General features: G+C 68.8%; 20 protein-coding genes. All 20 read right to left on the bottom strand.

All coding sequences use genetic code 11. The annotated features are described in order from the left end of the window. Positions 1-90 precede the first annotated feature (90 nt). A complete protein-coding gene (locus tag ACH4UM_RS19095) occupies positions 91-567 on the bottom strand; it encodes a hypothetical protein (protein WP_398180261.1) in 477 nt (158 codons plus the stop codon). Between the two features lie 72 nt (positions 568-639). Further along, positions 640-4,068, bottom strand: a complete 3,429-nt coding sequence (locus ACH4UM_RS19090; RefSeq protein ID WP_398180258.1) for a hypothetical protein — start codon at positions 4,066-4,068, stop codon at positions 640-642. Between the two features lie 46 nt (positions 4,069-4,114). After that, entirely contained in the window at positions 4,115-7,720 is a 3,606-nt protein-coding gene (locus ACH4UM_RS19085; protein WP_398180255.1) for a phage tail tape measure protein, read from the bottom strand. Between the two features lie 55 nt (positions 7,721-7,775). Beyond that, complete coding sequence (locus tag ACH4UM_RS19080) at positions 7,776-8,231, bottom strand: hypothetical protein (protein ID WP_398180252.1); 456 nt, start codon at positions 8,229-8,231, stop codon at positions 7,776-7,778. A 5-nt stretch (positions 8,232-8,236) separates the two neighbouring features. Beyond that, positions 8,237-8,437, bottom strand: a complete 201-nt coding sequence (locus tag ACH4UM_RS19075; protein ID WP_398180249.1) for a hypothetical protein — start codon at positions 8,435-8,437, stop codon at positions 8,237-8,239. 23 nt (positions 8,438-8,460) lie between these two features. Next, complete coding sequence (locus ACH4UM_RS19070; protein WP_398180247.1) at positions 8,461-8,826, bottom strand: hypothetical protein; 366 nt, start codon at positions 8,824-8,826, stop codon at positions 8,461-8,463. A 29-nt stretch (positions 8,827-8,855) separates the two neighbouring features. After that, on the bottom strand, positions 8,856-10,103 hold the full coding sequence (locus tag ACH4UM_RS19065) for a phage tail tube protein (RefSeq protein WP_398180245.1): 1,248 nt from the start codon (positions 10,101-10,103) through the stop codon (positions 8,856-8,858). Between the two features lie 3 nt (positions 10,104-10,106). After that, positions 10,107-10,427, bottom strand: coding sequence for a hypothetical protein (locus ACH4UM_RS19060; RefSeq protein WP_398180242.1), 321 nt, complete (start codon positions 10,425-10,427; stop codon positions 10,107-10,109). Positions 10,428-10,477: 50 nt separating this feature from the next. Continuing rightward, a complete protein-coding gene (locus ACH4UM_RS19055) occupies positions 10,478-11,014 on the bottom strand; it encodes a hypothetical protein (protein WP_398180239.1) in 537 nt (178 codons plus the stop codon). Positions 11,015-11,048: 34 nt separating this feature from the next. Then, complete coding sequence (locus ACH4UM_RS19050) at positions 11,049-11,933, bottom strand: hypothetical protein (RefSeq protein WP_398180236.1); 885 nt, start codon at positions 11,931-11,933, stop codon at positions 11,049-11,051. 27 nt (positions 11,934-11,960) lie between these two features. Continuing rightward, positions 11,961-12,272 carry a hypothetical protein gene (locus tag ACH4UM_RS19045; protein WP_398180233.1) on the bottom strand — a complete coding sequence of 104 codons (312 nt, stop codon included), beginning with the start codon at positions 12,270-12,272 and terminating at the stop codon, positions 11,961-11,963. Next, the gene (locus ACH4UM_RS19040; RefSeq protein ID WP_398180230.1) at positions 12,272-12,544 is read right to left on the bottom strand and encodes a hypothetical protein; all 273 of its coding nucleotides are present in this window, start codon (positions 12,542-12,544) and stop codon (positions 12,272-12,274) included. The genes ACH4UM_RS19045 and ACH4UM_RS19040 overlap by 1 nt, the downstream gene beginning before the upstream one ends. Positions 12,545-12,615: 71 nt before the next feature. Next, complete coding sequence (locus ACH4UM_RS19035; protein WP_398180228.1) at positions 12,616-14,334, bottom strand: hypothetical protein; 1,719 nt, start codon at positions 14,332-14,334, stop codon at positions 12,616-12,618. A gap of 64 nt (positions 14,335-14,398) precedes the next feature. Further along, positions 14,399-16,075 carry a hypothetical protein gene (locus ACH4UM_RS19030; protein WP_398180225.1) on the bottom strand — a complete coding sequence of 559 codons (1,677 nt, stop codon included), beginning with the start codon at positions 16,073-16,075 and terminating at the stop codon, positions 14,399-14,401. 36 nt (positions 16,076-16,111) lie between these two features. Then, positions 16,112-18,760, bottom strand: a complete 2,649-nt coding sequence (locus ACH4UM_RS19025; RefSeq protein WP_398180222.1) for a phage portal protein — start codon at positions 18,758-18,760, stop codon at positions 16,112-16,114. An 84-nt stretch (positions 18,761-18,844) separates the two neighbouring features. Continuing rightward, positions 18,845-20,320, bottom strand: coding sequence for a phage terminase large subunit (gene terL, locus ACH4UM_RS19020; RefSeq protein ID WP_398180219.1), 1,476 nt, complete (start codon positions 20,318-20,320; stop codon positions 18,845-18,847). An 18-nt stretch (positions 20,321-20,338) separates the two neighbouring features. Continuing rightward, entirely contained in the window at positions 20,339-21,007 is a 669-nt protein-coding gene (locus ACH4UM_RS19015) for a hypothetical protein (RefSeq protein WP_398180216.1), read from the bottom strand. Then, positions 21,007-21,465: a hypothetical protein gene (locus ACH4UM_RS19010; protein ID WP_398180213.1), complete on the bottom strand. Its 459-nt coding sequence runs from the start codon at positions 21,463-21,465 to the stop codon at positions 21,007-21,009. The genes ACH4UM_RS19015 and ACH4UM_RS19010 overlap by 1 nt, the downstream gene beginning before the upstream one ends. Before the next feature lie 10 nt (positions 21,466-21,475). Beyond that, complete coding sequence (locus ACH4UM_RS19005) at positions 21,476-21,796, bottom strand: hypothetical protein (protein ID WP_398180210.1); 321 nt, start codon at positions 21,794-21,796, stop codon at positions 21,476-21,478. A 9-nt stretch (positions 21,797-21,805) separates the two neighbouring features. Then, positions 21,806-23,212 (bottom strand): hypothetical protein, encoded by a 1,407-nt coding sequence (locus tag ACH4UM_RS19000; RefSeq protein WP_398180207.1) that lies wholly within the window; start codon positions 23,210-23,212, stop codon positions 21,806-21,808. Positions 23,213-23,974 lie beyond the last annotated feature (762 nt).

The following is a 23,974-nucleotide window of genomic DNA, read 5'->3' as shown; positions in this document are numbered from 1 at the left end:
AAGGGCTCCGAGGGGGCGCGATGGGACATGAGGAAACCCCCGGGCCGGCGGCCGAGGGGCGTGAGAGCGGAACAGCGAAGGGGGGCCGGGTCAGCGGCTGATCCAGAGGACCTTCATGCTCGGCACGTAGATCCCGCTGTTGTTGGTGGACAGGGCGCCAGCGGTGGACTGAGCGGTCATGACCTCGACGTAGTCGCTGCTGCCGTTCATGGTCACGAGCGCAGCCGTCATAAGGCCGTGCAGCACTGCCTGGCTCGGGTCCATAGAGTTACCGGAGCCGGTGATGGAGCCGCCGTTGAGGGCGATTTGGATTCGCCGGTCGCCGCCGCTGGTGGATGTGAACCCGACCGACCCGATAACCAGGTAGGTGCCAGCCACGGTGGCCGTGTAGCGGGAGGTATTGGTGATGGTGGAATGGCCGCCGTCGCTGTCGAGGACCTCCGTGTCCAAGTTGAGCGCCGTCATGACGTTGCCGTTGGGGATGGACTGCGAGGAGGCCGCATAGCCGCTGAAAACGGGCGGCGCGGTCAGGAAGTCATTGAGGGCCTTGACCTGCGCGTTCCACAACGCGGCAGTCTCGAAATTTCCCGGTACCTCCGAAGCGGAGACGGGAACAATGCGTGCCAAAACGGCCTCCGATCAGTAGGCGAAAGCGGTCGAGTCGAACTTGCTGACGGCGTCGTAGGTGGTGGGGTCCGTGACGCCGCTCGGCAGGGGCTCGCAGACGACGTCTCCCGCCGTGTGGCTCTTGGTCGTGGCCGCAGTCAGCGTGATCGTGGCCGTCGTCCACCCGGAACTCGTGGCGCCCACAGCGCTGACCGTGACGGTCTCCTGGTTGGGAGTGTTCTGGCCGAGCACCAGCTGCTGCCCGGCCGCGAGTTGAGCGGCGAGCGGATTGGTGTTGTCCGCCGACGCATTCACGCTGATTGACGTGACGCCCGAGGCGATCGACGACGCGAGCGTCGTGTGCCACGCGGAGAACACGCCGTACGGCGTCAGGTCGGCCGGGCTGCACTGCAGGGTGACCCACGCTTCGCCGTCGTCTCCGAAGTCCCAGGCGATGTTTTCGACGAAACAGTCGACCTGGATCGTTGGGGCCCCCGGCGGCCGGCGCATCACCCGCACCCGCGTGCCGAGTTCCAGCGACAGGCATACCGGCCACAATGCGGGATTCGCCGACGGATGCAGCTTGATGGAACTGACCCTTTGCGAAGGCTGCTTGTATCGGGATAGCAGGTAATTCGCAGCGTCCTGGCACTCATTAGTGTCACTGGAATTGATGGTCCGTGACATTGTACGCACGAAGTACGCCGCTATCGATGTGCTGTCCGTGGCGTAGAAGTTCTGGCTCGTGCCTTCCTGCGTGACCGTGATTTGGTTGGACAGGTGGGTGGAGTCGAAATCCAGCTGGCAGTCCTCGTACGGCCACTCGCCAGCCGCGGTGTTCTCCCCGAAGGTGTACGTCGGGCTGGCGGCGTTGTACCGGCTCGAGCGCGACTTGAACACGACGCCGCCTGCACGGTCGACGTAGTGCGCGCCGTTCTCGGTGTCCACCACACTCTGCAGGGCTGCCATGGCATCCTGGCCGTCGAGGCTTGCCGGGCCCATGCTCGTGGTGAGCCCGGCTTGTACGGAGGAGAGGCCGCTGTAGCCCGCGTATCGCAGGATCCGCGCGTAGCGGGCGTCACTTGATTCACCAGCGCACGCGCTCTTCCACGCCTGATAGAGGTTGGTGATGTCGGTTGAGCCGAAGAATGTGCTGAACTCGCAGACGAAACTGATGTCGCCCTTGAAATTGAGAATGGTGCCGTTGCCTACCGTTGCGTCGACGAATGTTCCAACGTTGTCGGCGACGAGCCCGGTCGGAGCGTATGTATTCGGGACGCTGCCATAGAAGGCTGCTGCAGTACCGTCCTGTGACGCCATAACCTGCTGCGTCGCCTGGTTGTAGCCGAAGACCAGCAGGTGCCAGTCGCCGTCCACGCAGTTCGTGGCACCACCGAAAAGGTATGCCAGACCATCGCCGCCCGGGCCTTGAATCCAGACGTTAGGTTTGCCCGCGGTATCCAGGTACACGTAGATGTGGCTTCCCGACGGACTACCGTTCGCCCGCTGGCGGTCCATGCTCGACCACATGTAAGCGCCCGAGCTGGGCGTCGGACCCATGTACCTGAATGCGATCATCCGGACCCACTGCGTTGGATCTGCAGGCCCCGCGATCCCGGCGCTCGTCAATTTGAGGAAAGTGGCCGCGGAGAGGGTGTTGCTGCCCGGGTTGGGGTTGTTCAGCGTGGCCACGGTGCCGGTGCTGCCCGTGTAAGTGCCGGTCGAGTCCGTAGCTGTGATCGAGGTTCCGAACACCCACGATCCGGCCCCGTACTTACTGACCCCCAGCTGCGCCGGAGGGCAGTTTCCCGTCCAATCGGTCGCTGCTGTTGAGCCGCTGGGGTCACCGAACTTGTACAGGAACCGAGGGACGTGGCTGTTGATCTCCTGCGTCAGCGGGTCCGACAACTGCTGCTGGCTCAGCAGCGAGAACGTGTCGACTGCGGTCGGAGCGACAAGTCCGTACAGGCCGCCCATGTCCCACTGCGACGGCCAGCGCTCCGTCCAGCCCGCGTAGACGGGGAACCATACGCCGGGGACCAGCCACGCGCTCGCGGTGGCACCCTTTTCCACCTGCCATCCGTCGACCTGCAGGTTGCAGGTGGCTGCCGCATTGGCGGCGAGCGCGACACCGACGTCCATGCCGGCCGCGTTCGCGGGCGCGGTCGCCGTGACAGTGATGGTCGTCCACCCGGCCGTGGTCGAGCCGGTCAAGGTGCTGCTCGAGCCGTAGGTGACGGAGGTCGGGCTGCCGCCGCCTCCAGCGGTGTACCAGCCGATGAAGGCCTGCACCGACAGCGACGTCGACGCGGTGACGTCCCGGACACGCATCTGCATCGTGTACGTCTGCCCGGGACGCACGGACCAGCGCGGCGTGTGGCATGCCCGAGAGGTCGACGTCGACCCGGACGGCACCGCGAACTGCATCACCGTCGTGCCCTGCCACGCCGAGGCCGACGAGACGAAGGAGCCGCCGGTGGTGTCGGTGGACGAGGAGATATCGGCCCCGCCGACACCAGCGGGGATCGTGCCCAGGGCGTAGCCGCCGAGGTCGCCGCCAGTGGCGTGGACCTGATCCAGCAGGTTCCTGGTGGCCGGCCACTGCGCGCGCCGCCGGTATGGCTGGTACGGGGCGATGTGGCCATACCAGGGGCCGGCCGTGTTGATCGGGTCCAGCGCTGCGTCCGTGTTGGCGAGCGTGAGGCTGGCCTCGCCGCTGCGGACCTGGTCGAGTTCGTACTGACGGCCCCGCTGGATCGACACCGTGCCGCGGGTGCGGTCGGACACCTCGACGTACCGGTCGGCGGGGAATGTGCCGCTGTTGGCGCTCCAGTACGGTCCCCAGCCGTCTTCGGTGAGCGGCCAATTGGGGTTGAACTGGCCGCCGAGTCGGGTGTTCACGTTGCCGATCACGGACATGTTGCCCGCGACTTCTGTCGCCCCGGCCTGCGACTCGACGCGCAGCGTGACGTTGGTGGCGTCCCAGGAGTAGGCCATGGATGCCTGCTGGGTCCAGGTCAGGCCGTCTGGGCTTGTGTCGGCGTAGAACGCTCCGCCCAGTTCTCGCAGCCGCCACCAGCGGTGCTGGTGGGGGTCGTAGGTGGGCAGGGTGGTGGAGGTGAGGGTGCCCCCGATCTGCATGGTGAGCTTGAAGACGCCGGACTCGACACGCATGGTCGCTGCGTTGTTCGCGTCGAACCGCACCCGCATGATTGTTTTGGTGTTGCCGTTGCCGTTCGCGGCAACGCCAATCTGCGCGTAGATGCTGCTGGACGTGGCGTCGTACAGGTTGTTCGTGCCGAACGTGTTGATCGCGCCCGACGAGGTGGGCACGGCCAGAGTTACCAGGTCATTGACCGTGTCCAGTGTTGCGGCACCGCCGGTGACGTTGTTCCACAGCGTGGTGTCGATCGCTGCCGCGGTGAACGCGTCGACGAGCGTGGACAGCTTGGGGTTGGGCACCGGGCACCACCAATCCGGCGCCCGGCGGCGCCTTCGCCTCTTGTTGTCAGCGCTTGTACTGCGCGTAGGTCGTGCTGTTCCGCATGCCGAGCCGCAGCATCGACTGCTCCACCACGTCCCGCAGCTTCCGCTCGGTCAGGACGTGGCCCTCGATGGTGAACTCGAGGTGGTAGTTGTTCACGACGGCGCCGCCCCCGCCGCCGGCCATCGCCAGCCCCGCACCAGCCATCGGGCCAGTCAGCGAACCCGCACCCACCACCGCCCGGGCCATCTGGGTGACGGCCTGGGTCGCGTGGTGCGCGCTGCCCTCGACACCGGCCGCGAGGCCGCGGGGGATCCAGGTGCCGATCTCGGCGAACACGCGGCTGGGGCTGTGGATACCGAGGGCGTGTTTGATCGCCTTCTGCATGGACGTGGCGATCTTCATCATCTGCTTTTCGATCGCCTTCTCCTGCGACTGCAGGCCCTTCACCAGGCCCTGCGCCGCTCTGAGACCCGACCCGTACATCGAGTCAGCGACCGCCCGGCCCGCGCTGTCGGCGGCGGACTTCGTGGTCTTCTGCAGGGCGTTGATCTGCTGTATCTGTCCCTTCGATGCGCCCGCCAGCGCGGCCGCCGTCGCGCCGCCCTGGTCCACTCCGGCAGCGGCGATCTGCGCGACCAGATCCGAGCTGAGTCCCTTCTTCTGCAGGGCGCGCAGTTGGGCCGCGAACTGGACGGCCTTCTGCATCTGGTCCTGCATGTGGTTGACGACGTCCTGCGCCGACAACGCGAAGCCCTCCTGCGGGGCCTGCGTGACGATGCTGAAGCCCTGCATCACGCCCTGGGAGACGCTCTTGACCTCGTCCGACCACTGCTTCTGCACCGCGGCGAGGGCCTTCTGCGCCGTCTTGATCCGCGCCGCCACCGAGTCCCGCTTCGCCGCGAGGTAGCGGAGGACCTTGTCCTCCTTGGCGGCGTACCGTTCGAGCCGCTTGATCGTGGCCTCGTGCGCGTTCACCCACTTGTTGCTGACGCCCCGGGTACCGCGCATATCGGCGACCCGGTTATACGTCTGCATCAGCAGGCTCTCGACACGTCGGGTCGCCGCCTTCACCCGCGCCGTACTGCCGGTCAAGCCGTCGACAAGGCCCTCGTTGACGTAGATGCCAAGGCTCCGGAAGACCTTGGAGGGGCTCGAGATGCCGAGCGTGCGCGCGAAGCCGTCGGCCGTCGCCTGCGCAGCCCCCCTCATGGTGGCAACCGCATGGTCCTGCCGCTCAAGGATGCCCTGCGCGAGGCCCTCCATGAGCGCGTGGCCGGAGTACAGCACCCACCCGCGACCGCTGAAAGGCCCCTGCTTGGCGGGGCTGGACGGGAAGAAGCTCCTGACCTTCGACACCAGCCCCGAGGCGGCGTGAACAACGTCGCCGACCTTGGACTCGATACCACTGATGAAGCCCTTGATCAGCGACACGCCGCTGTTCCACAGCAGGCTACCCAGGTTGCCGAGACCGGACTTGAGCCTCCCTGGCAGGCCCTTTACCCAGGAGATCGCCTCCGAGGCTTTCGAGACCACAGCTGACTTGAAGCTCGACCAAGCGCTGGAGGCTTGCGACGCCAGCCGCCCGGCGAGTCCGGCCAGGTAGCCGATGATCCGGCCCGGGAGCGCGCGCACCCAGCCGAGCAGGGACGAACCCCACGACACCGCAGTGTGGTAGGCGTGGACGAACGCGTTGACGATGTACTGCCAACCCGCCTCGATGCCATGTCCTGCCGTCTGGATGCCTGAGACGATCAGGGACCAGACCTGCTGCAGCACGGACCAGGCGGTCTGCGCCGCGCCAACGATGGCTGACCAGGCGCCCTTGACACCGTCACGGAACCAGGCGAAGTGGTTCCACGCGTATATCAGTCCTGCGACAAGCGCGGCGAGCGCCAGCACGACGAGGCCGATTGGGTTGGCGTCCATGGCCACGTTCAGCGCCCACTGCGCGATAGCGGCCGCCTTCTCCGCGATGGTGCTGGCGACCAGGGCAACCTTCTCCACCACCCAAGCCGCAGCAGCCCGCGCCCCGGCGATCGCCGACTGGATCATCTTCTTGGAGAAGTCCAGCGCGGCGAGACCGGCGGTCTTCAGCGCACCACCCACGGCCTTCAGACCGGTCACCATGCCGGACCAGGTGGCCTTGCCAGCCGTAGCCGCTGCCGACGCCACGTTCTTGGCGAACCCGGCGACCGCGGATCCAGCGGTCTTCGCTCCGGACACCGCAGCGTCGAAGCCTTTACGCAGCGCGCCGCCGAACGAGCCCGCTTTCCCAGAGAACGCCGACCCGGCGACCTGCGCGTCCCGGAATCCTTGGACGACACGGGCGCCGGCCTGGGCTGCGGAGACGCCCATCTTCGCGAAGGACACGACGGTCCTCCCCGCGCTCATGGTGAGCTTGGCGGCGTAAGCGACGACAGAGAGGGCAAGGACGCCACCGATGACCGCCGCGAGGGCGGTGGCTGCCGACTTGTGCTGGGCGAAGTACGTGATCACGGCCGTGACGACCGGAATCAGTTTCGTCCCGAGCTGGATCATCAGACTGTCGAAGGAGGCCTTGAGCTGCTTCACCTTCTGGCCGAGGGTCTGCTGTACTTCCGCGAAGCCTTTGACCTTGCCCTGGGCGTCGACCGTGGACCCGGACATGGCTTTGATCGTGTCGTTGGTGTCCTTGAAGTTGGCGCCGACCGTCGTGAGCGCCGCGTTCGCTCCCGGGGCGGTGCCCATCAGCCGCTTGAGCGCCGCGGCGAACTCGGGCGTGCCTTCCTTGCCTGCCTTCGACGCAGCCTGCGACAGGTACTCCATCGCGTCCGTGAGCCCGTTAGGGCCGTGGAGCTTGTCCTTCAGAGTGCTCGACGACACCCCGAACTCGGTGAATGCCTTCTGCATGGGCTTCGTTGGGTTGAGCAGGCTCCGGAGAGCTTGCGCCAGGTTCTGGCTGGCTCGCTGTGCGGTGAAGCCGTGGTTGGTCATGGTGGCCAACGCGGCGGCGGCATCGTTGAAGCTGATGCCTGCGGCGGATGCGGCGGGGATGATGTTGGCGAAAGCAGCGGAGAAGTCCTGCAGGTTGACCTTGCCGTGCGCCACCGCAGTGATCATTTTCGAGGTGATGTCACCTGCGGCCGACGCCTTCAGGTGATAGTCCTTCAGGACATCCGTCAGCGCCTTTGCGACAGTGGTCGTGTCCGCGCCCTCCGCCGCCGCGCCCTGAGCGGCCGCCTTGAGGACCGTCAGGCCACCACCTGCGTGGTAGCCCGCGGCCTCGACGTAGTACATGGCGTGAGCGAGGTCCGTCGCCTTGACGCCGACCTGCCCAGCCATGTCCAGCAGGCCCTTGCGAACCATCTGGAGTTTGTCGTTCGTCTCACCCGCGCTCGTGACCAGCTGGACTGTGGCGGTCTGGAACGCCGACGCCATCTTCACGGAGGCGACCGCTGCACCCACGCCGACGATCGACACGGAACGGCCCAGGCGGGCCATCCCCTCAAACGCGGTCGCACCAGCGGCCTTCATGCCCGAGGCCGTGCCGTCAACCTGCGCGCGCGCCTCACGCAGGGTGGCGCGCAGCTGGGTCATGTCGCCGATCAGGCGAACCAGCACCGGAGGCAGGAGTGCTCCCTCAGCCACGGCACCCCCTTGTTCACGATCTGGGGCGCCTGCAGCGCGGTGGACTGGAGGAGGTTCAGCGGGCGATCGCCGCGCGCCACGCCGAGTGGTAGATCTGGCTCAGAGCGCCCGATGTGGCGAGCCGCTCGAACGAGGGCTGCAAGTACGGACGTGGTGGCAGAACGGTGGCGTCCCCGCGGCCGGTGACGCCGCCCACCTCTTGGATGCGCCCGTACACGGCAGTCGGGCCGATCTGGGCGTCCCAGCGGCCGAGGCCGAGCGGGTGCGGTCCGTCCACGGTGATGGAGCGCCGCAGCGTGCCGGTTACCAGTGACGGCGGCTCCCCTGGGGCGGACGGGGTTGGGGTGCCGCGTTGGTGGCTGGTGGTCGTCAGCGTCTTCTTGATCTCCGCCTCAAGCAGATGTGACGCCTGCGCTGTTGCCGTCCGTGTGGCCGTGTTCAGCGACAGCGCGATCCTCTCCAGCGCTGCGCCGAGTTCCGCGATGCCGAAGACTTCAACCCCGCCCGCCATGGAGGTCACCCCCGTTCGGCGTCCCGCATGGCTTTCTCGTGCGCGGCTTCCCGCGCGGCGTCGACCTCCATGGCCATGAGTGGGAGGCGTGCGTCCACCCATGCGGGGATCTCGTCGACTTGGGCCGGGGTCCACCGGTAGCGCTCGGCGTACCACAGATAGTCGTAGGCGTCGTCGAACGGGGTGGTCAGGTGCCCGGCCGGCACGGGGCGTCCCTCCAACCGCGCCCTTAGGCGGCGGAGGGCTCGGTAGGGGACGCCGGGTCCTCACGCTGCTTCGGGTCGGCCGGGTTCGGCTGCTCGGGGAAGATCAGCAGGCGGGCGGGTTCGATGGCCTTCATCAGAGCGTCGTCATCCTCGACCGGCAGGAGATCGAGGGACTCCAGCGACTTGCTGGGCAGGGGCAGCTCGTAGGACCAGTCGATGACGAGGACGGCGAGCAGGCCGTCAGTCATCTCATAGGCCATCTTTACGACGCGATCGGTGTCGGTGACGCTCGAGATCGCACGCTTCTTGTCGCCACGCCTGAGAGTCTTCGCGTCGCGCAACTGGATCCAGTTGCCGGATGGCAGGGTGATGCGTTCAGTGGTGGACATGAGTGCTCCGATGCTCCGAAGGGGACGGCTCAGTAGGTGCCGGGGGGGACGTTGTTGGTCACGCTGACCTTGATCGGGGAGTAGCCGCCGCTACCGCCGGAATTGGTGGTGTTGAGGATGGCGGTGAAGGAGCCGCCGTACTCGACTGCGGACTTGGTGCCCTCGGGGTCCATGGAGGTGAAGGCGGCGGTCTGGCAGTCGATCTGAAACGTGATCTTGTTGGTGGACGTGAGGCCGTTGTCCAGCACGATCTGCAGCTGCGGCTGGGTGTTGTTCAGCATGTACAGCAGTGGCGATTCGTCGGCGGCGACGAAGTTGAGCTTGCCCTCCACGGACAGGCCGCCGCGCTGGATGATGTACGGGTTCTGCGTGCCGGTGACCGTGAAGTACGGGTTGACCTCGCGTTTGATGGTCAGCTCACCGTCGGTGACCGTGTTGATCAGCGTGGCGCCAGTGGCGGGGCCGCCGATGCCCAGGAGCATCCGCCACGACGCGACCGGCAGCACCGTGGAAGGCGCGGCGACCGGCGCCGAGCCGAGGGCGACCGACGGCCATGTCGTGGCCTTCCCGCTCCACGTGAGCAGCTCGCTCTCGGCGTTCCACTTCATGCTCAACTCGGAGAAGCACGCGCCTGGGTACTGGCGCGCACCGCTGGTCGCGGTCGGGCCGAGGAAGTGCGTGATGGTGTGCGTAACCGGCTGGCCAGAACCCGAGTTGAGGAGGGCATGGGCCTGCGTGTACGGGCCGGTGACTGGCTGCACTGCCTGAGCCGACGCGTGCGCGTACACCAGACCACTCGTCGGGGTGGTGAGCGGAATCGTGTAAGGGCCGGACCCGGTGGGTGTGCCGGTCGTGAACACCTCGGCCGTCGCCCCGGTGCCGATCTGCACGATCGTGCCATTCGGGATCGTGCCCACGCAGGAGATCGACGTTGCCCCGGCCGAGGCGGCCGCTGCGAGCGTGGTGCTGCCGGTTCCGGTGGAGGTGCCGGTGTAGGTGAGGTCGCCGAGGATGTTCCGCAGGAAGTATCCGAGCCCGTCGCCGTAGGCGGGGCCGCCGAGTTCGACCTCGGCCGTCTTGACCCCGGCGATCTTCGCGAAGGAGTCCGTCGCCATGGACCCTCGCCACGACTTGTCGTCGAGAAACTGGGGGTTGTCCTTCGGCTTCATCTGGTCGACGAGGACCGTGCTGGTCATCGCAACCGCCGTGCCCTGCACCGCCTCGGTGGCGATGCCGACAAACTGCTTGGCGGGTGCGTACGTAGTGGGAGTCGGCACCGGTCACTCCTCGCTTGTGAGAGGCCCGGCGTTGTCCGCGGCCTGCGTGGGCTTCTTACGGGTGCGCGTCCAGCGGCCATCGTCGGGCGGCCCGAACGGCCAGTCGAAGACGGTCGCCGGCGCATCGGCGGTGGCCGCGCGGCAGGTGAGCGGCACGTGGGGGTACACGCAGTCGGCGAAGTGCGTGTACTCGTACACGCCCGGCTCCGGACCGGACGGCTCGGCGGCCGCGTTGCCAGGCTCGGTCGCGGTGGTGGGGCGCTCGGCGGCCGGCGCGGCCGTCTCCTGCGGCGTCGGCTCGTCCTTCAGGGGCTTAGTGGGCATGCGAACTCCGCAGGCAGAGAGGAACGAAGGGGAAAGGGGCGCGGCGCCCGTCACGCCGTGACGAACTCGATTGCCGCGAAGGTCATTTCGAGGAACGACTTGGTCAGCTCGGCTTTGGTCTCCGGCTGGCCGTACCGGAAGTCGATGCCGTCCAGGCCGCCGTCGACATGCTCACCGGCCTGGAACACAGCCCCGCCAAGCGTGCGGTCGAGGCGCATGTGCTCGACGAGCCCGTCACGCAGGGCGTAGACGTCGTCCTGGGCGTCCTCGGCGTACTCGGTGCGGGAACGGATGAAGGCGTTCAGCGTCACCTCGTAGGTGACCTGCTTCATGCCGCTGTGCTCGCCGCCGAGCGCGATGCGCCGCTCACTGTGCCGGGGGATGAACACGATGAGTTGGCAGCCGGTCCGGGCGCCGGGTGGCTGGCCCCAAAAATAGTCCTGGTGATCATCCCGCTTCGCCCACGCCCGCCGGACGACACCGACGCCGTATTGCGACAGCGGCGAGGACCGGTAGGTGCGGGTCTGTGGGTCGTAGGGGCCGCCGAAATACCTGCAGATCCCGTCGAGGGTGGTCTGAACGCTCAAAGTGGGGGCACCTCCTCACTCTGGGCGTGCGCGGTCAGCGAACTCGTTGATACCGGGACAAGATCCGTTCGGCCTCCGCCACGAGACCGGACCCGTCCTGTCGCGGATCGGTCTGCCGGGTGCCCGACGACAGGGACGTATCCGGGTAGGAGTCCTCGCGCGCGGTATCCGGCCGCATCAGCGCGCTGACGGCGTAGTTGGTGACCGCGAGCCGCATGTCTGACGGCATCCCGGAGAAATCGTGCCCCGACGCGTGCGCGAAGGCTGTGGGCGCTGCGAGCGTCACCGAGACTGGCACGGTTGGCACTGCTACGGCCGGAGGCACCCATGATGGGGACACCGTCACGTCCTCCTCGTAACCGGGCTCCCAGATCCGGTAGGTCTGCCCGGGCAGAATGCCAGCGGGGTCCGCGACAGTCAGCGTTGGCGCCCCCGCGGTTGCTCCAGCGGTCAGCTGGGTTGCGACCCATCCGGCCTGGTAGGTGAGCTGCACGAATACTTCGCCGCCAGACGCGGGGGAGCCGAACTGCAGCGAGCCGGACCAGGCGCCGCCCCCTGCGAGCGCTGCGATGACGACGCGTCCGTCCTCCACCCATGTTGACGGTGAAGTGACCGTCGTGAGGGAGGCCGGCGACCAGCCGTAGGCGATTGAGGACACTGCCAGCACGGGCGTGTTGTTCGGGTGCAGGCGCAGGTTGCCGCACCGGTCGAAGCGTGCCCGGGTGTTCTGCACGACGGTGTGGGCGCCGAGGTTCTGCCCGGCCCTGTTGTCGGCCCAGTCGCTGGCCATGAGCAGGAGGTTGACCAGCTCCGCAGTCTGGTCGGCGTCGGAGGTGGACCCTGAGCGGAGGTCGTCCAGATCCAGGTAGGTGGGGTGGGCCTTGAAGGCGGCTGCGGATACGTACGGGATCGACGGCATCAGCTCACCCCTCCGTCGCTGGTGCGGTCAGTCACGCTGCCAGGTGCCGTGGGTGCAGCCGACCGCGTTCGACTGTGCGGGCCAGCCGCCGGGGAAGCATTCGATGCACGGGGCGTCGGCGGTCTGCGGGTCGTCGCTGCCTTCCGGCTCGTCATCGGGGTCGTCCGGGGGAACTGGGTCGCCAGCGTCGGACGATCCGTCGTCGGCGGGGCCAGAGTCCGGCAGTTCGGAGGCCGGCTCATCGGCTGCCAGTCCTGCGTCTTCGTTTGCCGTGAGCGGCTCGATGGGCTCGTCGGGCTTGGCCTTCGGCGCGCTGGCTGCGCGCTTCCTCGGGGGCATCAGCTCTCCCTCTCGCAGGTCCCACCGCAGCGGGAGCAGGTCTTGAAGAATGATCCGAACGAGCAGTCCGTACAGCGGTAGCCGCCAACCGTGCGTCCGCCCAGGTTCGCGGCGAAGGCGCCCATCTCGCGCAGCGCGTTGATGTGGCGCGGGTTGTCGACGGTGACCGTGCCGTCTCTGCCGGGCGTGTAGGAGCCCAGGCGGGCGCCGGTGCGGGCGCCTTCGAAGTCGACGCCGCGCACGGCGCCGTCGGGCAGGCACATGCGCGCCATGCCGGTCTCCTTTCGGGGGTGCTGAGGCCCGCGCCTCGGAGCGGGGACGCGGGCCCCAGCGGTTCGTGGGCTCAGACGAGCTTGATGCCGGTGATCGCGCCGTTCCACGCCGGGGCGTAGCAGAGGAAAGTCCCGTACCAGTAGGACGAGGACTCGTACGCGAACTGCGTGACCGGCCAGTCGATGCCCATGAGGTCCTGGACGTTCCAGGCCGCCCAGACCTCGGACACCTGGGAGTCCGGAACGGGCAGCGTGTCGGAGAGGATCACGCTGTTGCCCTGCGGCATCCACGGGTGGACCTCGACGCTCACGCCCTTGCCGGTGACCTCGTTGACGATGGTGTTGACCACGTCGCCGAGGGTCACGCCGGACACCTCGTCCTGCGTGATCGTCATCCGGTAGTTGGACGACGAGCTGGTCTTGAGGGCGTCGGAGAGCTGCTTGCGGTCCGAGCCGTTCAGCAGCGTCCGGTCCGGGTCCGCCTTCACCGCCTGGTACAGGCTGGCGAACGCGGCCTGCCACTCAGAGCCCGGGTTCGACGTCGACAGGGCCGCGTTGAGCCGGTTGACGTAGCCCGAGTTCGCGCCGGTGCAGATCGGCAGGATGCCGTCGTAGCCGTTCGCGTACGCGGTGCTGTCCGCGGTCACCGTGGAGGCCGCGGTACCGGAGGTGGGCAGCGCGCCCTGCAGCGTGAACGTGGCGTACCCGGAGCGGCCGGCGTACCAGCGGGAGGCGTCGCCGGGGTCCGAGGCGCCGGTGGAGACGTACACGCGCAGACCGGTCGCGCCGGCCGGAAGGGTGACGGTGACGTCGACGACCTGCCCGCCGGACGGGGCGACGTTGGCCGCGGAGGTCAGCACGGACTGGCCGAAGTCGCCCGCGTCCGAGGTGACCTTGATGTAGATGTTCGTCGAGACGCCGGACAGCGCGGTCTCGCCGGCGGCCGCCGAGCGCGCGGTCAGGGTGAGCCCGGTCGGGGCGGCGACGGCGCCGAGGAACGCGGAGGCGGTGCCGCGGCCCATGAGGAGCATGCGCTCCTCCAGCAGCATGCTCGAGTAGAGCAGGCTGGTGCGGGACAGCTGGCGGATGTCCTGGAAGCCCTGGCCGGCGTACTGCGCGGACCAGGTCACCTCGTCGGAGACGCTGAACTGGCTGTAGGGGACGACCTGGTCGTCACCGGCGTACGAGATCTTCGGGCCGCGCGCGTAGTACAGCGACTGGGACGCGCCGGACGGGGCGAAGTTCGTCTGCGTGGTGTCGGCGATACCGGGGTGGATGTTGCCGACACCGCCGGTGCCGGTGCCGGTGAAGCCGGTGATCCGCTTGAAGCGGTGGCTGGTGCCGATGCCCTTCTTGCGCGGGATCCGGTTGCGCAGAGGCGTGGGCCGCGGGGTGAGCATCTTGGCCGGGGCCTCGAGGTCGAACGCCACCAGGCCGGTCGAGATCGGCGAGCCGGTGGTGATGTCCTTGACCAGGTCCGGCTGCTGCCCCTTGAGCTGCTCCAGAGCGTCGGTCACGGAGGCCAGGGCCTCCGCGCTGATGCCCTTGACCAGCTCGGGCGCCTCAAGCGCCTTGGCGAGCGCACCGTATGCCGACTTCGGCTGGCCGGTGAAGTCGATACCGTGTCCGGCTGAGAATGCGGAGGCGACGTCCTGCGGGCCAAGGACCCGGGTCGGGGCGTTGTCGACGGCCTGCATCAGCCCGTCGAAACGCGTGGCCACTTCCGCCTTGGACAGCTTGGGGGCGTCCGGCGAGTCGCCGAACAGCACTTCTGCATTGGGCAGAGCCACAGCCCTGCTCCCTTCATGAAAAAGACCCCGCTTGCGGGGTCGGGAGTCGGTCGGGTGGATGCGGTCAGGCGTCGGCCTTGGCCAGGAGCTCCTTGGCCTTCTCGCGGTAGCCGTCCGCCAGGTAGCGGTCGGAGCACGCGTCGGCCTTGGCGAGGAACCCGTTCGCCTGCGCGCGGAGCTGCGCGGCGTCGCTCTTGCGGGCCGCGTCCTCCTGCTGGGTGGTGCGGGTGAGCACCGGTCCGCCCGGCTGCGGCAGGGCCTTCAGCTCGTTGATGGTCTGCTGCGCCTTCACCAGGTCGGCCGCGAGCGCGTTGGCGCGCTCCTCTACGGGCTTCGTGGCCTCTGCGACAGCGGACTTCACCAGCTCGGTGACGTCTGCCTTGGTGAGCGTGGGGGCCTCGGACTTCGACGCCTTGGCGTCGTCCTCCTCATCCTCGTCTTCGTCGTCCTCGCCGTCGGTGGCGGCGGGGACGGGGGTCTTCGAGGCGGGCTTGTCGGCGAGTTCCATATCGGCGTCGCCAACGCCTGCCTGCTCGGCCTCTTCGCGCTGCTTGAACCACTTCAGGGACCGGACCGCGGAGAGGAGGAGGTCGATGTCGCAGGCCTCGTTCATGTTGCCCTGGGCCAGGGACTCGGCCTCACTGATGATGAGCTGTGCGATCACGGCGATGGCCTGCTCGGCGCTCGCGATGTCGGACGACTCGTCCTCGCCACTGTCGCCGCCTTCCTCGCCGTCGTCGGCCTTGACCAGCGTCGGGGCGAGCGCGCGCACGTCGCGGAGGATCTCCTCGGCCTTCGCGACGAGGTCCTCGTCGCCATCAGCCTTCTTCAGAGATCCGTCTGCGTTCCAGTTCTCGGGCACCATGGCCTCCAGTCCGAGGGCCTTGGCCCTGGTGATCACATGCTTGCGGATCTTGTCGTGGTCGGCGCCGCCGCGGCCTACCGTTTTGATGGCCTTCCGGAGGTCGCTCTTGGTCTGGATCGGGTAGGAGCCGTCTTCCATCGCCGCACCGGACGCGGCCGCCTTACGCCGCCCGGCCGCCGACAGGTCCGCCTTCACCGCTTCCGGGGCCTGGACGGACACGTTGACCACGACGGGCGTCTCGCCTGCGGTGTCGGTCTTCGTGGCCTCAGCGGTGACCGTCGCGCCGCTCGCCGCGAGCCCCGCGAGAGCTTCTTTCACTGGGGTGGCGAGCCGCTCGTATAGCTCGGCCGGCAGTCCGAAGGTGTCTGCCTTCTCTACGACTTCGGCGTCGCCGACGAGGGCGAGGGAGCCTCCTGAGTCGGCCTTGGCCAGGGCGAACATGCAGCCGGGGTTGGCGGGCCGGTCAACGACGGATACCTCGATCACGTCACCGTCGACGACGAGGCCCTTCGGGGCGTCGGCCTTGCCCAGCTCGACCTTGGGGTTCTTGATACCGACGGAGAAGCCGCGCAGGACGCCGTGCTCGATCTTCTTCACCGCGACCGGGTCAATGATCTTCGCTGTGAGGTAGTGCGCGCCGTCGTCGCCCTTCGACAGGCCCACACCGACACCGACCGCCCGCTTCGGATCGTGCTGTTCACGCACGCCCCCGCCTTCGGCGAGCCAGCGCGGCATGGCCTGGTCGAGCCAGCCCGAGTCGAGGCGCTGCTCGTCCCGGTCCAGCGCGGACGAGGCGGCCGGCCCGTACACGGTCAGTGTGCCGTCCTCGGCCTTCTCGGATTTCGTGATCGGCGCCCACGCGTAGGCGACAGTCATGGCGGCTCCCTTCGGTGAGCGCGCGATCTACAGGGGTTATGGGCCGCTGATCTCTGGGATGAGACAGCAGCGGCACAGCGGGTGCTGTGGTGGTGTTACGACTCCGCCGGGAAAGTAGGCGCCGAGCCGGATCGGGCTGGTGTCCTCGTTGACCGAGCACGGCATGCACGTACGCTCATCGGCCGCCGTGACCCACGACACCAGAGTGATGCCGTTGGCCTGGTAGATGTCGAGGGTGGCTGCGGACACAGCACGGGAGATCTCCGTGACAGCGACCATGTCGGCCCAACTGGAATCGTCGAGGACGTCCCGCAGGTCCTGGGCGAGCGTGTCCACGCTGTCCCCGCGCGCGAGCGCGTCCGAGAGGGCCTTGGCGAGCTTGTCCATGCGGTGCGCGGCCACCGACCGGATCGTGATCCCGGCCTCGTTCAGCAGCCGCTGCAGGCCATTGGTGCCGCCGCCCGGTTTGACGAGCCGGGCCGCGTCCGCGTGCCCGGGTTTCCAGGTGGACCAGTCGACCGTGGCGTGGCCGCCGATGACTGCGGTCGCGGAGCGCTCGCCGATGGTGTAGCCCTCGGCGTGCAGTTCACGGATGAAGGCGAGCGCCGCGCCGAGGTCGACGCCGTGTCCTGTGAGCCATCCGACTGGGTCGTGTTCATCGGTGATCTCGGCTTCGTCGTCGCCGCCATCCTCCACATCGTCAAGGTCCGGCTCATCGGTCTTGACCAGGACGGCGCGTTCGGCGATCCACTGCTCCGCCAGCCTGCGGACATCGACTGCGTCCCTCATCGCCTTCCGGATGCGTGGCACCCAGTAGGCGACGGCCCTCTGGTCGGGGCCCCAACCCGGCCAGTCGCGGGCCGAGTCGAGGTCAGCGACTTTTGGGTGTGGCTCACCGCCCGCGAAGACCACCCGGGTGTCGAAGGCGAGGTCGGGGGCGTCGGCCTTGGTGACCACCTGGAACTCGAAGGGCCGCCGCGGCGCTGGGTTCCTCTTCGACCACCGGCGGAATGCGGCCAGCTCTGTCTTCACAGCTGCCGACTGCTCGCCGCCGCCCGAGGACTCGTCGCTGTCGTCCTCCTCGGTGCTGGCTTCCTCTCCGTCGCCAGTGACGGAGGCAGGTTCGTCCGGTACCGGCTGGCTGCTGGCCTCGCCACCCGGTACTAGAGGCACACCCGGGGTTGCGAAGTCGGCGGCGCCCTCAAGGAAGACCACGCCCCTCGTGGTCATGACCATCGGCATGTCCGCCTCGGGGAACGGATACCGCGGCAGGCCGAGCCGATCGCGGTCCTCGTTGAGAGTCATCCGGCCCCACACGATCCGCTGCCGCGCCACCTCGTCCGCGGACGCCTCGTCCTCGTCCTCCAACCCGAGGAACCGGAACTCCAGCTCGGCCGGCATGTCGAGGTGCTTGCGGCTCATCGTGGTGAGCAGCTGCTGCAGCCAGCGCAGCGTCGGCAGGGTGGCCTTGCGGTGCTGCACGTCGGCCTGGCCCTCGTGCCAGCCCGTCGAGCCGAGTCCGCCGGCTTCGGTGAAGCCGAGCTCGGCGATGGTGACGTCGAAGTGCGACGCGATCTGCTTGATCAGGTAGAGGTCGTACTCGGGCTTGTACTTCTCCGCGATGCCCTCGAGGACGTCCGGTGTGAAGCCAGGCGGCAAGATACGCAGGCGGTGCCGCTCGGCGGTCTGTCCGGCGTAGGCGTCGTTGAGGGACCGCTCGTATTCAAGGATCTGCTCGGCGGTCCAGCCGGTCATGCCGTCGTTGCGGATGAACGCGGTCGGGACGGTGCCTTCGGTGTACTCGTCGCGGATCCACTTGCGGCGGCGCAGCCACACGTCGATGTCCTCGAGGGCCTGCTCGACCGCGCTGTACCCGTACTGCGTGAACGTGCGCACGTTCCTGCGCTTGTAGATCAAGTGGTCGGCGCGGTAGCCGTTGAGGACGTTGCCGTCTCCGTCGGTGTCGGCGACGAACTCCCCCCGGGGGAAGCCCCACAGGATCTGCTGGTAGGCGGGCTGGGGTGGCTGAGGGCGGCCGCCGGTGTTGTCGCGGAGCACCTTGATGGTGCTGCCGTCGATGATCTCCAGCGCGTACAGGTCTTCGCCGTACGTCCGTCGCGGGTAGATCGCGATCGCGTCGAGGACGAGGTGCTCCTCGAGGAGCTTGCTGATCCACTCCGAGAAGTTCTCGCCCTCGCGCGGGTTCGGCTCCTCCCAGAACGCGGTGCACCGCGCGATCTCGGGTCCCAGACGGCGACCGAGCTCAGCCTCGACCTCCGCCCGGGACATGCCCGGGTTGTCGGCCTGCGCTTTCTCGGCCGCGCCCTGCGCGATGGTGACTGTCCAGTCGAGGGTGGCCACCTCGTTCTTCCGGATCTCGATGCAGCGACGCGCCAGGCCGCCGACGCCGGCGGCGTCGCGGAGCACCTTCCACGGCACCAGCCGGTCGGTGATGCCGGGGACGTTGGTGGAGACCTGGTACTCGGTCAGGCGCGGCTCGGGCCGGCCGGTGTCCTGCCGGACCGGGTCCAGCGGGGCGGGGACGAGGGGGACGCCGGGCCCGAACGCGACCATGGGGTCCGTGCGCGGCAGGGGGTTCATGACACCGGTGACTTGGCCGTTGACCGACACCGAACCGAGGAGCGCGGCCACCTGCGCCGGGCTGAACGTCGCCGCAGCGGGCACGCCCGCGCTTTTCGTCGCGTCTGGCTCGTCAGCCTTCTGCCGGCGCAGGGAAGGGAACCAGCGGGCCACGCGTCACCCCCTGGTTCAGGCTGCGGTTCGCGGCTGGGCCGCGTTCTGGTAGGCGCGCAGGTAGTCCATGGCCTGCTCGGCGCCCGACTGGCCGGCCAGCAGGCGGTGCAGGGCCTGGCTGGTGGTGTCGACCTGGTCGTCGTGGCTGGAGTTGGGGAAGGAGGTGTGTTCGACGACGTACTCGTCGATCCACGGCGCGAGGGTCGGGTCCGGGAGGTAGACGTTGCCGGACTCGACGAAGGGTGCCACCGCCGAGGCTCGGGCGTACTTGGAGTCCTTCGGCGTGATCGGGATCAGCCCAGGCACTGTGGCTCGCAACTGGGCGATGATCGCTGGCCCGTTGGCTTTGTCTTCCACCAGCTTCGCGTGGCTCTGGGGCCACTTCGCCGTCAACGCCTTCACCGCCTGCGCAGTGGCGGGGAAGTCCAGCCGCTCGCGGATCTGGTCCAGCAGATACGCCTCGCCCCCGTACCGGGCCCATACCTGCCCGACCACGAAGTCCGAGACTTTGGTGTCCTTGAATGCCATGTCCCAGGACTGGATCACCTCGTCGGCGCCGTGCGCCCACATCGTGCCGTCCTCACGGCGCACTGCCCGAGGAGCCGTGTACCAGCGCCAGTGCGACCGCTTGAACAGGCTGCCCTCCGCCGGTGCCGGGCGCCCCTGGTACAGCGCAGCCCAAGTCCGGGCACCGACGTCCCGCTTGGTGGCCTCCCAGTCCTCGGCTGAACGACCACGCGCGGAGACCAGATACTGCCCTGGCTCCCGGCCCAGCGGGTCATCGTCGCTGTCGGCTTGAGCAGGGATGTTGATGTACCGCCACTCGTGTCCGGACGGTCCCGCCAGCAGCCATCCGGTCAGGTCGTCCTCGTGCCAGCGGGTTTGGATGATGATCTGCATTGCGTTCGGACCGAGACGGGTCCTCGCCGTGTCGGTGTAGAAGTCCTTGCACGCCTTCCGGTACGCCTCGCTGTCCGCTTCCTTTCGGCCCTTCAGCGGGTCGTCGATCAGCAGGACATCGACCGGTCGACTCGTCAGCGCGCCCCCGATGCCCACGGAGTACACGCCGCCGAGATGGCCTTCCAACTGCCACTCGTGAGCTGCTGCCGTGTCATTGCGGACAGTCAGTCCGAGTTCCGGGTGGCTGCTGATGTCGTTCCGGATGGCACGACCCCAGCGGCGAGCCACACCCTTCTCGTACGAGACGATGCCGATCCGCAGGTCCGGGTTCTGCATGAGCAGCCACAGCGGGAAGCGACGGCTGGTGCGCTCCGATTTGCCCTCCTGCGGCGGCATCGACCACATCAGCCGTCGGCAGCGGCCCTCGGCGACGTCGACCAGGTTTGCGTCGAGCAGGTCGAGCGCCGCGGTCTGAACCGTGTTGGGGTCCATGTGTCGGGCCAGCGCGCCGGGCGTCGTCCACCGCTGGTGCGCGCTGGCCGGTTCGAACTCGCGGGCGGCGAACTCGGCCCAGTCGAGGGTGGCGGTCATCGTCACCGCCTCCCGTCGTCAGGACGCGAGCGCGCGCAGGTGCCGCGGGACGACCTCTGGCACCCGGGCCTGCTGCTCGGCTGTGAGGCCGAGGTCGTTGAGGATCGCGCGGATTGCCTGAGCCACCAGCGCACCCTGCTGCTCGGCGAGTTTGATGCGCCGCTCCTCGATGCCGGCCTTGATGGCCTCGGAGCAGACCTTGACCAGGTGGGCGCGTTCCTGCTGGTACAGGCGTAGCCACACGTTGGGGACGGCTTCCTCGGTCGTCCCGTAGTCCTCACCGCCGGACTTCTCCCTCGTGACACCCCAGACCAGCGGATGCTCACGGTCCGTTCCGGCCACGACCGCATCGGACTCGATCTCCTGCACCCGTTCGCGGAGCCACGCAACGTGGCCGGCGGTCCACTGGACCTCTTCGAGGAGGGCTTCCGTGGCGGTGGTTTCGATCTTCCGGCCGTACGTTTCCACGAGCGCCCGCGCTTTCTCCTCGGTCACACGCTGCTCGGCCGCCTTGAGGCTCTGTCGTGCGGCGCCGCCGTGGTAGCGGCAGACGTTCTGCCCGGCCATGGCGACCGCTCCGCACTGACCGTCGGTCTTCTTCGATCGCGCCCAGCACCGGCGGTTCCCGTCCGGGCGGAACTCCTCAAAGCCGGCCGGCAGCTCCCGCCCGTGTCCGCGTTTCGCCATCACGCGTCTCCGGTCACCCAGTGGGCGGGCAGGGCGCGGGCAGGCGGCGGCTCCGTCGGGGGCGTCTGCGGCGGCGCCTCGGGGGTGCAGTCGCAGGCGGGCAGGTCGGCTTCGTTGGGGGCTGTGCAGCGGGACTGGTGGAGGAGGGCCGCTGCCTCGAGCGTGATGGCGTGGGACGCGCAGGCGTACACGGTCCGGGTCATGTCCGCGGCAGTTGGGAGCGGACCGAATTCCGGCCGTGGCAGCTGTGGATCGGTGAGGAGCAGCACCTGAGCGCGGCGCTCCTTCTCGACTGCGGCGGCCTCGGTGACCTCGGAGTCCGTGGGACGGCGCAGCCAGTGCACGACGGCCGCGATCCCACACGCCTTGCATAGAGGCCCGCTCTGCGTGGGCGCGGTGGCGACAGGCGGCTGGTCGTCCGGTGGTTCGGTGATCGGTGGCGGGGTGAGGGCGTCCACGCCGACCTCCTTAGGTGACGGCGAGTTGCCCGACAGAGATGACGGGCTGCTCGGGGTTGTCGGTGATACGGATCCACACCGTGTACTTGCCAGGGGCCAGCGTGGGCCCGCTGCTCCCGGGGCCGATAAGGACCTGGGCGCGGTAGGCGGTGGTGCCGGGGATCGGGCCGGTGCCGTCCCAGCCGCCCGTGTACCAGGTGGCGGGTCGGCCGCTGACCGCGCTGAACGAAAACTCCACGACGTCGCCGGTGGGGTTGTAGGGCTGCCCGGCCACGGTCACCTCGACCTGCGCCACCACGTACTGGCGTGAATCGCGGTCCACGGTCTGCATGCCGGCCCCTTACTCGTCGTCGGCTTCCCAGCGGGTTCCGTTGAGCCGCGACAGCCAGCGCGCGCCAGGCCGCCAGGAGGCCCAGCGTGGGCCTGTCTGCTCGGCGTTCCAGCGCGCTGAGGGGCTGTGGGCTGACCAGCGGGTGAAGAGTCCCGTGACCACGATGGTGAGGTCCCGCAGCGCGCGGGTGACCTGTGTCGCGACGTTCGTCGCCGTGACGGCGGCCGCCACCAGAACGGCGGCGAAGACTCGGGCCACAGCCCCGGACGCTGTGACGGAGGACTGAGCGGCCGTGGACTGGGCCACGCCCCGGCGCAGGACGGCTGCGGCCAGAGCGTCGGCGCGGCTGGTCAGTGCCGCGGCGCGCGTGAGGCTGCGTGTCGTCGCTGCGCCGGTACCGTGCAGCAGCGCTGCACCTCGCAAGAGCGAGGCGGCCGCCCCGGCCGTGGTCTCAAGGACGAGGACGAGCGTGGACCGCATCAGGTCGACGGCCGTGCTGGCGGACGCCTGTGTCGTGAATGGTCGGGTCACGGTGCGGGTCACGGTGCGGATGCTGCCCGAGGCCACGCTGATGGACTGGGTGAGGGCCCTGCCGAGCGTGCCGGTCACGGCGGCGGTGCTGGTGGCGACCAAGCCTGGGCGGCGGGTGAGGCTGCTGCTGCCCGCGACCGGGGTGGCGAGCAGGGTGCTCGTGTGTCGGCTGAGGGCGCCGCTCCCGAGGGCGGACGTCGCCATGGTCAGCAGGTGGGCGCGCGCGACGGTGACCGTACGGGCGCTGGCCGCTGCCGCAGCGAGCACAAGCGACAGCGCCGCCCGGAGGGCCGTGGTTGCCGTACCGGTGGCGGTAGCCGCCTGGGGCCGGGCAATGCCGCGCTGTAGGGAGCTGGCGGTCGACGAATTGGCCGGCATCCCTACGGCGGCCGCCCGGGCGAGACTGCCCGAGCTTATGGCCGTGCCAGTGAAGCGCTGCGCGAGCGCGCGCTGAAGTGTCCCGGTCCCGGTGGCCGCAGCGGCAGCCGTGAGGAACGAGGCCCGGCCCATCATCGACGCGCCGCCGGCTGCGGTGGCCGCGGCGAGAGTGAGGACGTGGACGGTTCCAACAAGGGCCGTACCGGCGGCGGTTGCGGCTGCCGTGAGGTTGCGGCCAAGGGCCCGTGTCATGGTGCCGGTGACGCCAGCCGTCGCGGTGTAGGTGCGGGAAAGGCCGGCCCGGACGGTGGTGACGGGCGTGGCGCCCGCTGCGGCCGTGTACGTGCGGCCGAGGACTGCCTGCAGCGTGGCCACAGCCGTCGCTCCGGCCGCCGCGGCGTACCCGCGCGCTGCTGCACGGCGGAGACTCGTTGCGGCGAGGGCCATCGCGGCCGTGATCGCGCCGACGCGGCGCACCAGCGCAGCGCCGCCGGTTGTCGAGGTCACCAAACTGCGGGCCACGCCATTGCGTGCCTGCCCGGCCCCAGCTCCGCCAGCTGCCAGCCGGAGCGCGGCGGCACGGGCGAGGAGTCCCGTGCCGTGCGCGCCCTGCGCGAGCCCGATCTGTTGGCCCCGGGCGAATGCCAGTGTGGCCGTACGGCCCGTCGTGGTCGTGGCCCCAATGCCCCGCCGCACAACGGTGCCCCCCGTCGCAGCCGCCGAGACCGTTTGGCCGGTGCCCCGCCGGAGGCCGCCCGCGCCGAGGGCCGTTCCCGCAAGGAGCCGGTTTGCCGCCCGGGCGAGAGCGCCGGCTCCGGTGACGGCAGCCACGAGGAGCAGCGCCCACACGGTGGCTACGGCCAGTGTCTTGGCGGCTGAGGCTGCCGCAGCTACGGGGCGGCCGACGCCGCGTCGCACGCTTGCTGCGGCACTCGACGCCGCGCCCTGTACGGCCGCCGCCCCGCGGAGCAGCCTTGCGGTGCTCGACCCGACGGCGGACTGGCCGAGCTTTGGCTGTCGGACGAGCGCGCTCGCTCCAGCTGACGAACTGGCCAGGCTCACGGTGCCGGAGGCCCGCACGAGCACCGCGAGGGTGGCGACGTTCCCTGATGGGCTTTGCGTGCACGTCGGAGTGCTCGCCGCGGTGACGCCGGGATTCCAGATGACAGCGTTTCCTGCAGCGGTGATCGTGTAGGTGAAGCCGCTCGTGGAGCCGGCCGCCGCTGTGTTCGACACGTACGCGTACCCGTAGTAGAGGCGAGCGCCGGC

Source organism: Streptomyces sp. NPDC020801, from assembly GCF_044334385.1.
GTDB lineage: Bacteria > Actinomycetota > Actinomycetes > Streptomycetales > Streptomycetaceae > Streptomyces.
This window is presented reverse-complemented; position numbering and strand designations above follow the sequence as displayed.

Bases quoted from the DNA above. Each gene is read 5' to 3' on its own strand.
- ACH4UM_RS19015 (WP_398180216.1), bottom strand. From the start codon at position 21,007: ATGGCGAAACGCGGACACGGGCGGGAGCTGCCGGCCGGCTTTGAGGAG.
- ACH4UM_RS19050 (WP_398180236.1), bottom strand. From the start codon at position 11,933: ATGCCGTCGATCCCGTACGTATCCGCAGCCGCCTTCAAGGCCCACCCC.
- terL (WP_398180219.1), bottom strand. From the start codon at position 20,320: ATGACCGCCACCCTCGACTGGGCCGAGTTCGCCGCCCGCGAGTTCGAA.
- ACH4UM_RS19005 (WP_398180210.1), bottom strand. From the start codon at position 21,796: ATGCAGACCGTGGACCGCGATTCACGCCAGTACGTGGTGGCGCAGGTC.
- ACH4UM_RS19080 (WP_398180252.1), bottom strand. From the start codon at position 8,231: ATGGCGGGCGGGGTTGAAGTCTTCGGCATCGCGGAACTCGGCGCAGCG.
- ACH4UM_RS19070 (WP_398180247.1), bottom strand. From the start codon at position 8,826: ATGTCCACCACTGAACGCATCACCCTGCCATCCGGCAACTGGATCCAG.
- ACH4UM_RS19030 (WP_398180225.1), bottom strand. From the start codon at position 16,075: ATGACTGTCGCCTACGCGTGGGCGCCGATCACGAAATCCGAGAAGGCC.
- ACH4UM_RS19040 (WP_398180230.1), bottom strand. From the start codon at position 12,544: ATGGCGCGCATGTGCCTGCCCGACGGCGCCGTGCGCGGCGTCGACTTC.
- ACH4UM_RS19045 (WP_398180233.1), bottom strand. From the start codon at position 12,272: ATGCCCCCGAGGAAGCGCGCAGCCAGCGCGCCGAAGGCCAAGCCCGAC.
- ACH4UM_RS19060 (WP_398180242.1), bottom strand. From the start codon at position 10,427: ATGCCCACTAAGCCCCTGAAGGACGAGCCGACGCCGCAGGAGACGGCC.